The following is a 12,372-nucleotide window of genomic DNA, read 5'->3' on the forward strand; positions in this document are numbered from 1 at the left end:
GCTGGCAGAGTACGGGTGGGAGGTTAGGTATGCGGAAAGCCATCGGCCTAGCAGTCCTAGCGGTAGCCAGCGCGGCCTTCGCCCAGCAGGTGGTGCGGGCGGACGGGTCCTCCACCGTCTACCCCATCACCCAGGCGGTGGCGGAGGAGTTCGCCGCCCGCAACCCCGGGGTGAAGGTGGTGGTGGCCTTCTCCGGCACCGGGGGCGGCTTCAAGAAGTTCTGCCGCGGGGAAACGGACATCCAAAACGCCAGCCGGCCCATCATGCCGGAGGAGCTCAAGGTCTGTAAGGAAAACGGCATCGCCTTCATTGAGATCCCCGTGGCCTACGACGCCCTCACGGTCATCGTGAACCCTAAAAACACCTGGGCCACCTGCTTGAAGACCTCCGAGCTCAAGGCCATCTGGGAGCCGGGCTCCAAGATTACCCGTTGGAACCAGATCCGCCCCAACTGGCCCAACCAGCCCCTGAGGCTCTTCGGGGCCGGGGCCGACTCCGGCACCTTTGATTACTTCACCGAGGCCATCATGGGCAAAGCCAAGGCCATCCGCACCGACTACCAGCCCACGGAGGACGACAACGTCACCATCCGGGGCGTGGCCGGGGACACCTACGCCATGGGCTTCCTGGGTGTGGCCTACTACGAGGAGAACAAGGACAAGGTGAAGGCGGTGGCGGTGGATAACGGCAAGGGGTGCGTCCTGCCCAGCCGGGAAAACGTTCTGAACGGCACCTACCAGCCCCTCTCCCGGCCCCTCTTCATCTACGTGAACGCCAAGAGCCTGGAGCGGAAGGAGGTGCAGGAGTTCGTGGACTTCTACCTCTCCCCCGCCGCCCGGCGGGCCATCCGCTCCACGGGCTACATTGAGCTCCCCGCCGAGGCCTACCAGATCGGCCAGGAGCTGGTGAAGCGGAAGAAGACGGGTACCTTCTTCATGGAACTCCCGGCGGGGACGCCCCTTTCCAAGTTCGTGGAGGAGCTTAAGAAGGAGCTAAAGTAGCCCCGGAAGGGTCCTTGGGGGTGGGGCTAACCCCACCCCCTTTAGAATGGGGAAGGCATGGAGATCCTGAAGCAAAGGCCCTCGAGGCACCCTTGGGAGGTGCTCACCTTCGCCCTGCTCCTCCTCCTCTCCTCCGTGACCCTCCTCACCACCCTAGGGGTCATCCTGAGCCTCCTCGGCGACGTGGCGGAGTTCTTCCGCCGGGTGCCCCTTAGGGAGTTCCTCTTCGCCCCCGAGTGGACCCCCCTTTTCGCCAATCCCCGCTACGGCATCGCCCCCCTGATCCTGGGAACCTTCATGGTCACCTTTATCGCCCTCTTGGTGGCGGTGCCTTTGGGGCTGGCCCTCGCCATCTACCTCTCCGAGTATGCGGAAAGCGCCCAGCGGGCCCGCATCAAGGGGATGCTGGAGCTCTTTGAGGGCATCCCCACCGTGGTCTTCGGTTACTTCGCCCTCCTCTTCGTGACCCCCCTCCTTCAAAAGGTGATCCCGGGCCTCAACATCTTCAACCCCCTCTCCGCCGGCCTCGTCATGGGTTTCGCCATCATCCCCTACATCTCCAACGTAGCCGCCGACGCCATGGAGTCCGTACCCCGCTCTATCCGGGAAGCGGCCTACGCCCTGGGAGCCCGCCCCTACGAGGTGGCCCTGAAAGTGGTCTTCCCCGCCGCCATCTCCGGCATCATCGCCGCCATCATTCTGGCCACAAGCCGGGCCATTGGGGAAACCATGATCGTGGCCATCGCCGCCGGGCAACGCCCCGCCCTTACCCTAGACCCCCGGGAGACCATCGCCACCATGACCAGCTACATCGTCCAGGCAGCCACGGGGGACCAGCCCACGGGCTCCACCGCCTACTACGCCCTCTTCGCCGTGGGCTTCACCCTCTTTGCCCTCACGCTCCTCCTGAACATCCTGGCCCAGTGGATCGTGGAGCGCTACCGGGAGCGGTATGAATAGGACCCACACTCCCGATGCTTTCGGCGTAGACCCTTGGAAGACCCGCATTGACCGGGTCTTCGCCCGAGCCTTGGTCCTGCCCCTCCTTCTGGCCCTAGGCCTCCTCGCCCTCCTCCTGGGGGACACCCTGTACCGGAGCTTCTCCGTCCAGGTGGTGCGGGCGGACGAGGGGCCCGGGAAGACCTATCCCTTCGGCCTTTCCGCCCAGGAAATCCTCCGGCAAGACCTCCTCGCCCGGGGCTACACCGAGGAGGAGGTGGCCTTCGCCCTCGAGGACCCCAAGGAACGGCAGGTGCTCTTCCTTCAGAACCGGGTGGAGCTCATGTGGAACACCCAGGACGGGCCCTTCCGTTACGTGGTCACCGGGGTCTACGACGAGCGGGTGGCGGACTTCTCCCTGGCCGAGGGCCTGAGGCGCTGGAACGAGCTCAAGGCCAACCTCCAGGAAGGGGAGCGCCTCGTGCTCAACCCCTGGCTGGACCAGACCTTCCTCACCCGCCCCCCCTCCCGCTCCCCCCTAACGGCGGGCATAGGGGTGGCCATCTGGGGCACGGTCTGGGTCCTCTCCTTAGCCCTCCTCATCGCCATCCCCGTGGGCATCGGCACCGCCATTCTCCTAGAAGAATACCTAAAGGAGGGGAGGCTTTCCCGGCTCCTGGAGGTGAACCTGCGCAACCTGGCGGGAGTGCCCTCCATCGTCTATGGGCTTTTAGGCCTGGCCCTCTTCGTGCGGGGGATGGGGCTTGGACCCACCATCCTCGCCGCCTCCATGACTTTGGGGCTTCTCGGCATCCCCGTCATCGTGGTCACGGCCCGGGAAGCCTTGAGGGCGGTACCGGAGTCCTTGCGCCTGGCGGCCTTCGCCCTGGGGGCCACGAGGCGGCAGGTGGTTTTCCGGGTGGTGGTCCCCGCCGCCCTGCCCGGTATGGTCACCGGGGTCATCCTCTCCGCCGCCCGCCTCATCGGCGAGGCCGCCCCCCTCCTCCTGGTGGGGGCAGCAGCCTACGTGCCCTTCCTCCCCTCAGGGCCCCTTTCCCAGTACACGGTGATCCCGGTACAGATCTACCTCTGGATCAGCCAGAACCAGCCGGAGTTCGCCCGGGTGGCGGCGGCAGGCATCCTGGTCATGCTCCTCGTGCTCTCCGTGCTCTACTTCTTGGCCCTTTACCTCAGGAACCGCTTTAGGAGGGAATGGTGAGCCTGGAAATGCTCAAAGACCACGAGACGGTGCGCACAGCCCCCGTTTCCGAGGCCGAGGCCTTGGTGGACGTGCGCCACCTCAACCTCTGGTACGGCCCCAAGCAGGCCCTTTTCAACATCTCCGTGCGCTTCCCCAAAAACAAGGTCACCGCCATCATCGGCCCCTCGGGGTGCGGCAAGAGCACCCTCCTGCGCTCCCTCAACCGCATGAACGACCTGGTGCCGGGGGTGCGGGTGGAAGGGGAGGTGCGCTACGAAGGGGTGAACATCTACGACCCCCGGGTGGACCCGGTGGCGGTGCGGCGCCACATCGGCATGGTCTTCCAAAAGCCCAACCCCTTCCCCAAGACCATCTTTGAGAACGTGGCCTTCGGCCTAAGGCTCATGGGGGTCAAGGGGAGCGAGCTGGAGGACCGGGTGGTGGAGGCCCTGAAGCGGGCCGCCCTTTGGAACGAAGTGCAAGACCGCTTTAAGAAGGAGAGCGGGCTCAGGCTTTCCGGCGGGCAGCAACAGCGGCTTTGCATCGCCCGGGCCATCGCCGTGGAACCCCCCCTCCTCCTCATGGACGAACCCACCAGCGCCCTGGACCCCATCGCCACCCAGGCCATTGAGGACCTCATCCTGGAGCTAAAGGAGCGCTACACCGTGGTCATCGTCACCCACAACATGCAGCAGGCGGCCCGGGTTTCCGACCGCACCCTCTTCATGCACCTCGGGGTTCTCGTGGAGGAAGGCCCCACGGACCTCGTCTTCACCAAACCCAAGCACCCCTACACCGAGGCCTACATCACGGGCCGCTTCGGCTAAACTTTACGGCATGTCTGCCCTCGGCCTCCTCTTCCTCACCCTCTTCAACAGCGTCCTGGGGCTTTCCCTCCTCTTCCCCATCCTGGGGCCTTTGGGGAGGGAGCTCGGCCTGAGCGAGGTCCAGGTGGGCCTCTTCTCCACGGGCTACGCCCTCATGCAGTTCCTCCTCGCCCCCTACTGGGGCAGACGGAGCGAAAGGGGCAGGAAGCCCGTGCTCCTCCTGGGCATCCTGGGCTTTGCCCTAAGCTTCCTCCTCTTTGGCCTTTTTGCCCTCTTGGGGCAGAAGGGCCTCCTTCCCCCAAGCCTCCTTTTCCCCCTCCTCCTCCTCGCCCGGCTCTTGGGCGGGGCCTTCAGTTCCGCCACCCTGCCCACGGCCCAGGCCTACGCGGCGGACGTCACGGGCAGGGAAAACCGCACCGCCGGCATGGCCCTTCTGGGGGCAGCTTTTGGCCTGGCGGTTATTCTGGGCCCGGCGTTAGGGGCAGGGCTTGCGGCCCTTTTTGGGCTATTGGCCCCGGTCTTCTTCGCCAGCGCCATCGCCCTTTTGAACGCCCTCTTTGTGGCCCTCACCCTCCCCGAGTCCCGGCCCCAAGGGGCGAAAGCGGAGGGGCGCCTCTCCCCCTTTGACCCCCGGGTCTTCCCCCTCCTCCTCCTGGGCCTGGCCTTGAACCTATCGGGCGTGGCCTTGGAGCAGACCATCGCCTTCCTCTTCCAAGACCGCCTGGGCCTGAGCGGGGTGGAAACCGCCCGCAAGGTGGGGATGGCCCTGGTGCTCTATGGACTCGTGGCGGTCTTCATCCAGGGGTTTTTGGTGCGGAAGCTTTCCTGGCCCCCCAAAACCCTCCTCCTCCTGGGGCTTCCCGTGGGGATGTTGGGGTTTTCCCTGCTCGCATTGGCCCACACCTTTCCCCTCCTCGCCCTAGGCCTCGCCCTCCAGGGAGCGGGGGCGGCCCTGGCGGGCCCCGGGATCACGGCAGCCCTTTCCCTGGCGGTGGGGGAGGGGGAGCAGGGGCTCGTGGCGGGGCTCAATAGCGCCGCCCAAGCCCTGGGGCGGATGCTTGGACCCCTTTTGGGCACGGGGCTTTACCGGCTCATGCCCGAGGCCCCGTACCTGCTTGGGGCCGGGCTTTTGGGGCTTTCCCTCCTTCTCCTCCCCGCCCTCTTCCGGCGGGTGCGGCTCTGATGCGGCTCCTTCTTTTCCGGCAGAAAAACTTCCGCAACCTGGCCTTCACCGCCTTCCGTCCCCCCCAGGGGCTTTTCGCCGTGGTGGGGGGAAACGCCCAGGGAAAGACGGGGCTTCTCTTAGGCATCCACCTGGCCCTCGGGGGGGAGGTGCGGGCCACCTTGGGCGATCTGGTGCGTTTTGGGGAGAAGGAGGCCTGGCTCTTCGCCGAGGTGGAAACCGAGCTCGGGGTCTTCCGGGTGGAACAGCGCCTCTCCCCTGAGGGAAGGGCGGTATTCCTGAACGAGAAGGCCGTGAGCCTGAAGGCCCTTTGGGAGCTTCCCGGTTCGGTCCTGGTCTCCCCGGAGGACGTGGAGGTGGTCTTGGGGGCCAAGGAGGAGCGGCGGAGCTTCCTAGACCGGCTCATCGGCCGCTTTTCCCGCCGCTACGCCGCCCTCCTCTCCGCCTACGAGAAGGCCTTACGGCAACGGAACGCCCTTTTGAAAACGGGGGGGGAGGGCCTCGAGGCCTGGGACCTGGAGCTCGCCCGTTACGGGGAGGAGATCATGGCCCTCCGCCGCCGCTTCCTCGGGCGCTTTTTGCCCATCTTTCAGGCGGTGCACCGGAGCTTGGCCCCTGGGGAGGCCGGGCTTATCCTGGAGGAGACGGTGCGGGGAAGCTTCCTGGAGGCCCTGGCCGGGCGGCGGGAGGAGGAGCGGGAACGGGGGCAGACCCTTATAGGCCCCCACCGGGACGACCTCGTCGTCCTCCTGGGGGGCCGTCCCGCCCACCGCTTCGCCAGCCGGGGGGAGGCCAAGGCCCTGGCCCTGGCCCTGCGTCTGGCGGAGCACCGCCTTCTTTGGGAACACCATGGGGAGGCGCCCCTCCTCCTGGTGGACGAGTGGAGCGAGGAGCTGGACGCGGGGCGAAGGCAGGCGGTCCTGGCCTACGCCCAGGGGCTTCCCCAGGCGATTTTGGCGGGGCTTTGGGCCCCGGAGGGTATTCCTGCGTGCACCATGGAAGGAGGGGTGGTGCTATGCCCTGGCGGCTAAAGGACCTGGTGCCCGAGGCCCTGAAGAAGGCGGGGGGCAAGGAAAAGCTCAGGCGGGGGCTGGTGCTGGCCGCCTGGAAGGAGGTGGTGGGGAAGGAGCTCGCCCAGCTCACCGAGGCGGTGGGCCTCGAGGGGAATACCCTCTTGGTGCGGGTGGCGGACCCCCTCACCGCCCACCAGCTCACCTATAGCCGCCTCGCCCTCCTCCGCCGCTACGAGGAGCGCTTCCCCGGGGTGGTCCAGGAGATCCGCTTCCTGGTGGGCCCCTTGGAAACCCCACCCCCCCCTCCCCCCAAGCCCCCGGAAAACCCCGAGGCGGCGCGCCGGGCGCTTAAGCTCGCCCAGGAAGCCCCCCCTGAGCTTCGGGAAAAGGTGGCCCGGGCCGCCCTGGCCCTTTTTTCCCACCAAAGGGGAAGCCCTTGCCCCATCTGCGGCGCCCCAAGCGAGCGCCACCCCTGCCCCACCTGCCGCCGCCTTTTGGAAAGCCCCGCCGTGCGCAAGGAGGCGGAAAGGCTAAGCCGGGGGCAAGCCGCCCGCCTGGAAGGGGAGGCGCTCCTTGCAGCGCGGCACCTGGCCCGGGAGCGCCTTCTCAGAGAGATGCGGGAGCTCTACCCCGAGGCCTTGCGGGAAAGGGAACTGATCCCTTTGCTCAAGGACTTAGCCCAGCGTTACAAGGGCCTTTTTCCCGAAGCCCCCCTGCCCGAAAGCGTAGAAAGCCTACTCCGCCACGGGACGTAAGGAGGGCTAGAGCCAGGTTAAAGCCAACCGGGCCTCGAGGCGGCCCACCACCAGGCCCCGGTGGTTTGTGATCTCGGGCCGGTCCCAGGGGGTAGGGCCAGGGTCTAAGCCCAAGCGGCGAAGGAGGGCTACCACCAGCACCTCCCGGGCCTGGCCCGAGCCGTCCTCCACTTTGAGGGCGATGCCCAAAGGCCCCTTGGGGCTTTCCAAGAGGGCCAGGCCATAGTAGCCATCCGCCCCCCGCTTGGCCACCACGGGAAGCCTCTCCATGAGCAAGGTGTCTATGCTCCCAGGCCCCGCCACCAGCATGGGGTGGCGGCGCATGGCCTCCCGCACCCTTCGGAGGGGCTCCTGGTAGGGGGCCGGGGCCTCCTCGGGGGCCGCCAAGAGATAAAAAGCCCGCGCCGCCCGGGAAAGGGGGAGGGCGAAGGTGGGAACGCTGCAGCCGTCCGTGGCGTGGCGGGGCTCGGCACCCGAAAGCGCCCGGAGGGTTTCCCGGTTCAGGCGCTGCACCGGGTGGTCGGGCAGGTGGTAGCCCTCCGTGGGCGCCCCCAGGGCCAAGGAAGCCGCCAGCATGCCGGCGTGCTTGCCCGAGCAGTTGTGGTGGAGGGGGGTTGGGGAAAGCCCCCGCGCCTCCAGGGCCTTCCGGGCCTCCTTGGAAAAGGGGGGGTGGACCCCGCAGACCAGGTGCTCAGGGCCCAGGCCGAGCCTAGCGAGAAAGCGGGTGGCCACCGCCACGTGGGCCTCGGTGCCGTCGTGGCTCGCCGTGGCCAAGGCCACCTCCTCCTCCCCAAGGCCAAAGCGCTCCACGGCCCCCGTGAGGTAAAGGGCCAAGGCCTGGAAGGGCTTGGCGGAGGAGCGCAGGTAGGCCCAAAGGTCCGGCTCCCCGGCGTAGGCCAAAACCCCTTCCCGGCCAAAGACCACCAGGGAAGCCCGGTGCCGGTTTTCCACGAGCTCGCCGCGGTAGGCGTAAACCCAAGCGTTCACGCCCCAAGTCTACGCCGGGCCTCGGCCAAAAGCGCCGCCCAGTCCACGCCCCTATAGGGGTTTGGCAGGCCCTTTAGCCGGGCTTCTGCCTTCTTGAGGTTTCTCTGGCCACTTTTCCCCATGGCCCCTTGGTGCAGGGCGGCGGCGAGGAGGATAAGCCCTTGGAGGAAGCGCCGCTCCTCCCCTTCCGCCCGAAGCCAGGCCGCCTCCAAGACCTCGTGCACCTCAAAGTAGCGCCCCTCCCGCCAGAGGGCCAAGGCCTTCTCCAACACATTCCCTTCTTAAAGCTTAAGCTATGTTTAGGTCTATGCGACTTGGAGCCTTTCTCCTCCCCTTTTTTGTCCTGGCGGTGGCCCTGCGCCTGGCCACCACCACCAGCGTCTACGATTCCGGGCTTTTGGACCAGCTTCTTCCCCCCTTCCAGAAGGCCACGGGGATCCAGGTGGAGGTCTTGGCGGTGGGCACGGGCCAAGCCCTGACCTTAGCGGCCCGCGGGGACGTGGATGCCGTCTTGGTCCACGCCCCGGACCTCGAGGCGGAGGCGGTGCGGCAAGGCCACCTGGCCGAAGGGTTCTGCCTAGCGCAAAACCGTTTCCTCCTGGTGGGGCCACCGGAAGACCCCGCCCGGGTGCGGGAAGCCCCCACCGTCCTGGAGGCCCTGCGGCAGATCGCCAAGACCCAAGCCCCCTTCGTCTCCCGGGGGGACCGCTCGGGCACCCACGTCAAGGAACTCGCCCTCTGGAAGGAGGCAGGCGTCACCCCGACCCCCCCCTGGTACCTGGAGTCGGGGGCGGGCATGGGCCAGACCTTGGTCCTGGCGGCGGAAAAAGGAGCCTACACCCTCTCCGATTTGGCCACCTACCTCACCGTGGGGAAAAAGAGGGGCCTGGTTGCCCTTTACGAACGGGGCGACCCTCTACTTATCAACCAGTACAGCTATTATGTGGCCCTCAAGGGGAAAAACCCTGAGGAGGCCAGGCGGCTTCGGGCCTTCTTGGCCTCCGAGGAGGCGGCCCGGCTCACCGCAGGCCTAAAGGTGGAGGGGCAAAGCCTTTTCCAGCCCCTCCGGGGGCGGTGTATCCTTCCTCCAGGTGGAAGCCGCTGAGCTTTGGGAGATCGCCTGGCGGAGCCTCTGGGTGGCGGGGGTGGCCACGCTCCTTGCGGCGCTCCCCGCCGTCCCCCTGGGGCTTTGGCTGGCCCTCCGGGGCGGGGGCGGGGCCTGGGGACGGATGCTCCTCTATGCGGGCATGGCCCTGCCCCCTGTGGTGGTGGGGCTTTTCCTCTACCTCCTCCTATCCCGCTCCGGGCCCTTGGGCTTCCTCGGCCTCCTCTACACCCCCTACGCCATGGTCCTGGCGGAGGCCATCCTGGCCTTCCCCCTCATCGCCGCCTTTGTCCTTTCCGGGGCCCGGGCCCGGGTGGAGGAGGTGCGCCTTTTGGTGCGGAGCCTGGGCGGCACGGAGGCCCAGGTCTTCCCCACCCTCTTTTGGGAAAGCCGCCGCACCCTGGCCGCTGCCCTGGCCGCGGGCTTTGGCGGAGCCATCAGCGAGGTGGGGGCGGCCACCCTGGTGGGTGGGGACATCCGCCACCACACCCGGGTTCTCACCACCGCCATTGTGGTGGAAACCCGCAAAGGGGAGTTGGAGGCGGCGTTGGCCTTGGGGATGGTCCTTATGGGCATTGCCCTCTTGGTCACCGGGCTTCTCGTTATCCTGGAGCGGGAATGAGGCCAGTGCTTTGGGCCAAGGGGCTTTTCCACCGCCACGGGACGTTTTGCCTGGAGGTGGAAGACCTTAAGGTCTACCCCGGGGAGATCCTGGCGGTCCTAGGCCCGTCGGGTAGCGGCAAGACCACCCTGCTCCGCCTTCTTGCGGGCCTCTTCCAACCCGAGCGAGGCCGGGTGGAGGGGGGGCGTGCCGCCTACCTGCCCCAGGCCCCGCCCCTCTTGCGGAGGAGCGTTTTGGAAAACGCCGCCTTTGGCCTCCGCCTCCAGGGCGTGGCCAAGCGGGAGGCCTGGGAGCGGGCGCGAAGGTTGTTAGCGCGGGTGGGCTTGGCGGAAAAGGCGCGCCAGCCCGCCCACCTCCTCTCGGGCGGGGAAGCGGTGCGCTTAGCCCTGGCCCGCACCCTTTTGGTGGAGCCCGAGATCCTCCTTCTGGACGAACCCACCGCCAGCCTGGACCCGGCCAACGTCGCCCAGGTGGAAGCCCTCCTCGCCGAGGCGGCGCTGGAGGGGCGGGCAGTGGTCCTCGCCACCCACGACCTCTTCCAGGCTAAACGGCTGGCAAAGCGGGTGGTCTTCCTCTACCTGGGCCAGGTGGTGGAGGAAGGGGAGGCCAAGGCCTTCTTCCAAAACCCCAAGGACCCTAGGACCCAAGCCTTTTTGCAAGGCCGCCTCCTCCCCTAAGGGCTCTGGAGCTGGCGGTAGGCCTCGGAGGCCGCCACCCCCACGGCCACCGCCAGGTTCAGGGAGCGCACCGGCCCCGGCATGGGGATTTGGAGGGAGGGAAACTGGGCCAGGACCGCCTCCGGAAGTCCCCGGGTCTCGGGCCCGAAGAGGAGGTAGTCCCCCTCTTGGAAACGGGCTTGGTATAGGCTCGTCTCGGCACGGGCGCTAAAGGCCCACACCCGGGCGGAAGGGGGGAGGGAGGCGAGGAAGGCTGCCCAGTCTTCGTGGACCCTCAGGTCCACGTAGGGCCAGTAGTCCAGCCCCGCCCGCCTGAGCTTGGAACTGGAAAGGAGAAAGCCCAAGGGGCGGATGAGGTGCAAGGGCCACCCCAAGGCAGCGGCGGTGCGGGCGATGTTCCCCACGTTCTGGGGGATTTCCGGCTGGTAAAGGACCAGGTGGACCATCACCGCCTCCGGTACCGGGTGGCCGCTCCCCGGCCCACCCGCTCCGCCCGCCCCTCGCGAAGGAGCCGGTTCAACAGGGCCAAGGCGGCTCTGGGGCGCAGGCCCAAAAGGGCCTCCACCTCCCGCCTGGACCGGGGGGTTTCCAAGAAAGCCAGGACCCGCTCGGCCAAGGAATCCCGCTGGGCTAGCCGGTACCTGCCCCCTTCCCTCCGCACCAGACCCATGCGCTCCATACGGGAAAGGACCTTCCTGCTCGCCTCCTCGGGAAGCTGCAAGGCCCGGGAAAGCTCCGCCAGGGTAGCCTCTTCCACCCTCCGCAGGTAGCCCACGGCGATGAGGTGGTCCAGGCTAAAGGCCCCAAAACGCTCCTGGGCCTCGGCCAATTCCCGCACGAAGCCCTCGTCCAGCTCGGGGTTGTAGAGGACCAGGGTCAGGGCCTCGGGGTAAAGCCGGTACTCCGGGGGCTCTTTGCCGTACTTGAGGAGGAGGCGGTACATCTTGTCCACCCCGCTTCCCGCCCGCTCCACGTAACCCAGGCGGTACAGGGCCTCGGCCAGGCGGGGGTTGCGCCGCTTGGGCGGGTGGCGGAGGACGTTCTCCGGGGTGATGCCCGGGGGAAAGCCCCCAGGGTTGGAAATCTCCAACCGGTCCCGATGGTGGTGGACCTGGATGGCGTCCCTGCTCTGCCAGTCCCGGTGGACCAGGGCGTTTAGGAGGGCTTCCCGGTAGACCTCCTGGTCAAAGTCCCAGACCTCGAGGCGGAACAGCCCCACCGTGAGGTAGCGCACCCGGTTCCGGGCCTGGATGAGGTCCCGAAGCCGCTCCAAAAGGGCGGGAATGGGCCTTAGAAGGTCCTCCCGGAAGGTGTACCCCTCCTCGTCCTCGTGGAAGTAGTAGCTCACCTCCGCCTGGGGCAGAAGCCGCCTTAAGGCCAAGGGGGTACCCGCCAGGAGAAGCCCCGCCACCGTGGGCCGGGCCTCCCCTTCCACCCGCTCCAAGAGTCCCAGGGCAAAAAGGAGCTCCAAATCGGGAAGGGCAGCCAAGGCGCTTCCCCGTTCCTCCAGGATGCGCCTTAGGCGCAAGACCTCCACCGGGTCCAGGTCGGAAAGGCTCGCCGCCGGCAGGACCTGGGCGGTGAAGTCGGGTTCGGGCAACGCCTGGCCCATGCGGAGCTCGGTAAGGCGCCTCCCGTCCCAAAAGGGCACCCGCCCCGCCCCCACGGCGATGGCCGCGGGGCTTTGCGGCACGTGGAGGGCCAACACCCTTCCCCCAGGCCCCTCCACCGCCTCCACGTAGGGCAAAAGCAGGCCTTGGGTGAGCTCAAAAAGGGCGTGGGTGACCTGGAGGGGATGGATGTCCGAGGCCCCGAGCACCTTCCCGTCCGGGCCCACCCCCAGGAAGAGGGTTCCGCCCTTGTGGTTGGCGAGGCCGGCGGCGTAGCGGGCCAGCTCTTCCGGCGAAAGGTCGGGGGGCAGGAAAAGGGTGCGCTCGTCCTGCCCCTGGGCCAGGCGCTCCAATAGCTCCGCCCACGTCACGGGGCCCAGTTTAGCGGGATGGAAACCGGGGCGTGGGGTCCTAAGGTGCAAGCCGTTAGGTTTATACTTGACACTTGCCTA

14 protein-coding genes are annotated in these 12,372 nt (G+C 67.4%); 10 read left to right on the forward strand and 4 right to left on the reverse strand.

Annotation, left to right across the window (positions count from 1 at the left end; translation table 11 throughout):
- Positions 1–29 precede the first annotated feature (29 nt).
- From L0C60_RS10100 to L0C60_RS10130, 7 genes are read left to right on the forward strand one after another with little or no spacing between them, the layout of a single operon-like run.
- Positions 30–1,001 carry a PstS family phosphate ABC transporter substrate-binding protein gene (locus L0C60_RS10100; protein WP_234506735.1) on the forward strand — a complete coding sequence of 324 codons (972 nt, stop codon included), beginning with the start codon at positions 30–32 and terminating at the stop codon, positions 999–1,001.
- A 57-nt stretch (positions 1,002–1,058) separates the two neighbouring features.
- Entirely contained in the window at positions 1,059–1,961 is a 903-nt protein-coding gene (gene pstC, locus L0C60_RS10105) for a phosphate ABC transporter permease subunit PstC (protein ID WP_234506737.1), read from the forward strand.
- Positions 1,954–3,159: a phosphate ABC transporter permease PstA gene (pstA, locus tag L0C60_RS10110; protein ID WP_234506739.1), complete on the forward strand. Its 1,206-nt coding sequence runs from the start codon at positions 1,954–1,956 to the stop codon at positions 3,157–3,159. Before pstC ends, pstA begins: the two co-directional genes overlap by 8 nt.
- Positions 3,153–3,968: a phosphate ABC transporter ATP-binding protein PstB gene (gene pstB / locus L0C60_RS10115; RefSeq protein WP_234506741.1), complete on the forward strand. Its 816-nt coding sequence runs from the start codon at positions 3,153–3,155 to the stop codon at positions 3,966–3,968. The genes pstA and pstB overlap by 7 nt, the downstream gene beginning before the upstream one ends.
- 10 nt (positions 3,969–3,978) lie before the next feature.
- The gene (locus L0C60_RS10120) at positions 3,979–5,151 is read left to right on the forward strand and encodes an MFS transporter (protein WP_234506743.1); all 1,173 of its coding nucleotides are present in this window, start codon (positions 3,979–3,981) and stop codon (positions 5,149–5,151) included.
- On the forward strand, positions 5,151–6,182 hold the full coding sequence (gene recF, locus L0C60_RS10125) for a DNA replication/repair protein RecF (RefSeq protein WP_234506745.1): 1,032 nt from the start codon (positions 5,151–5,153) through the stop codon (positions 6,180–6,182). The genes L0C60_RS10120 and recF overlap by 1 nt, the downstream gene beginning before the upstream one ends.
- On the forward strand, positions 6,167–6,919 hold the full coding sequence (locus L0C60_RS10130) for a DciA family protein (protein WP_234506747.1): 753 nt from the start codon (positions 6,167–6,169) through the stop codon (positions 6,917–6,919). The genes recF and L0C60_RS10130 overlap by 16 nt, the downstream gene beginning before the upstream one ends.
- Before the next feature lie 6 nt (positions 6,920–6,925).
- Here the strand turns inward: L0C60_RS10130 and L0C60_RS10135 are convergent, their stop codons facing one another.
- Entirely contained in the window at positions 6,926–7,906 is a 981-nt protein-coding gene (locus L0C60_RS10135) for an asparaginase (protein WP_243092718.1), read from the reverse strand.
- Entirely contained in the window at positions 7,903–8,178 is a 276-nt protein-coding gene (locus tag L0C60_RS10140) for a DUF309 domain-containing protein (protein ID WP_243092719.1), read from the reverse strand. Before L0C60_RS10140 ends, L0C60_RS10135 begins: the two co-directional genes overlap by 4 nt.
- A 35-nt stretch (positions 8,179–8,213) precedes the next feature.
- On the opposite strand from L0C60_RS10140, the gene L0C60_RS10145 reads away from it, so the two are divergent.
- Genes L0C60_RS10145 through L0C60_RS10155 form a run of 3 tightly spaced genes read left to right on the forward strand, consistent with a single transcriptional unit; the run spans position 8,214 to position 10,310 of the window.
- Positions 8,214–9,011 (forward strand): ABC transporter substrate-binding protein, encoded by a 798-nt coding sequence (locus L0C60_RS10145; protein WP_243092720.1) that lies wholly within the window; start codon positions 8,214–8,216, stop codon positions 9,009–9,011.
- Complete coding sequence (locus tag L0C60_RS10150; RefSeq protein ID WP_039454936.1) at positions 8,998–9,633, forward strand: ABC transporter permease; 636 nt, start codon at positions 8,998–9,000, stop codon at positions 9,631–9,633. The genes L0C60_RS10145 and L0C60_RS10150 overlap by 14 nt, the downstream gene beginning before the upstream one ends.
- The gene (locus L0C60_RS10155) at positions 9,630–10,310 is read left to right on the forward strand and encodes an ATP-binding cassette domain-containing protein (RefSeq protein WP_243092721.1); all 681 of its coding nucleotides are present in this window, start codon (positions 9,630–9,632) and stop codon (positions 10,308–10,310) included. The genes L0C60_RS10150 and L0C60_RS10155 overlap by 4 nt, the downstream gene beginning before the upstream one ends.
- On the opposite strand, the gene L0C60_RS10160 is transcribed toward L0C60_RS10155, so the two are convergent.
- Together L0C60_RS10160 and L0C60_RS10165 are read right to left on the reverse strand one after the other, a co-directional pair.
- Positions 10,307–10,756 (reverse strand): tRNA (cytidine(34)-2'-O)-methyltransferase, encoded by a 450-nt coding sequence (locus tag L0C60_RS10160; protein WP_243092722.1) that lies wholly within the window; start codon positions 10,754–10,756, stop codon positions 10,307–10,309. The genes L0C60_RS10155 and L0C60_RS10160 overlap by 4 nt on opposite strands.
- Positions 10,756–12,291 carry an ATP-binding protein gene (locus L0C60_RS10165; RefSeq protein ID WP_243092723.1) on the reverse strand — a complete coding sequence of 512 codons (1,536 nt, stop codon included), beginning with the start codon at positions 12,289–12,291 and terminating at the stop codon, positions 10,756–10,758. The genes L0C60_RS10160 and L0C60_RS10165 overlap by 1 nt, the downstream gene beginning before the upstream one ends.
- Between the last annotated feature and the right edge of the window lie 81 nt (positions 12,292–12,372).

This window comes from Thermus hydrothermalis (assembly GCF_022760925.1).
Lineage (GTDB): Bacteria > Deinococcota > Deinococci > Deinococcales > Thermaceae > Thermus > Thermus hydrothermalis.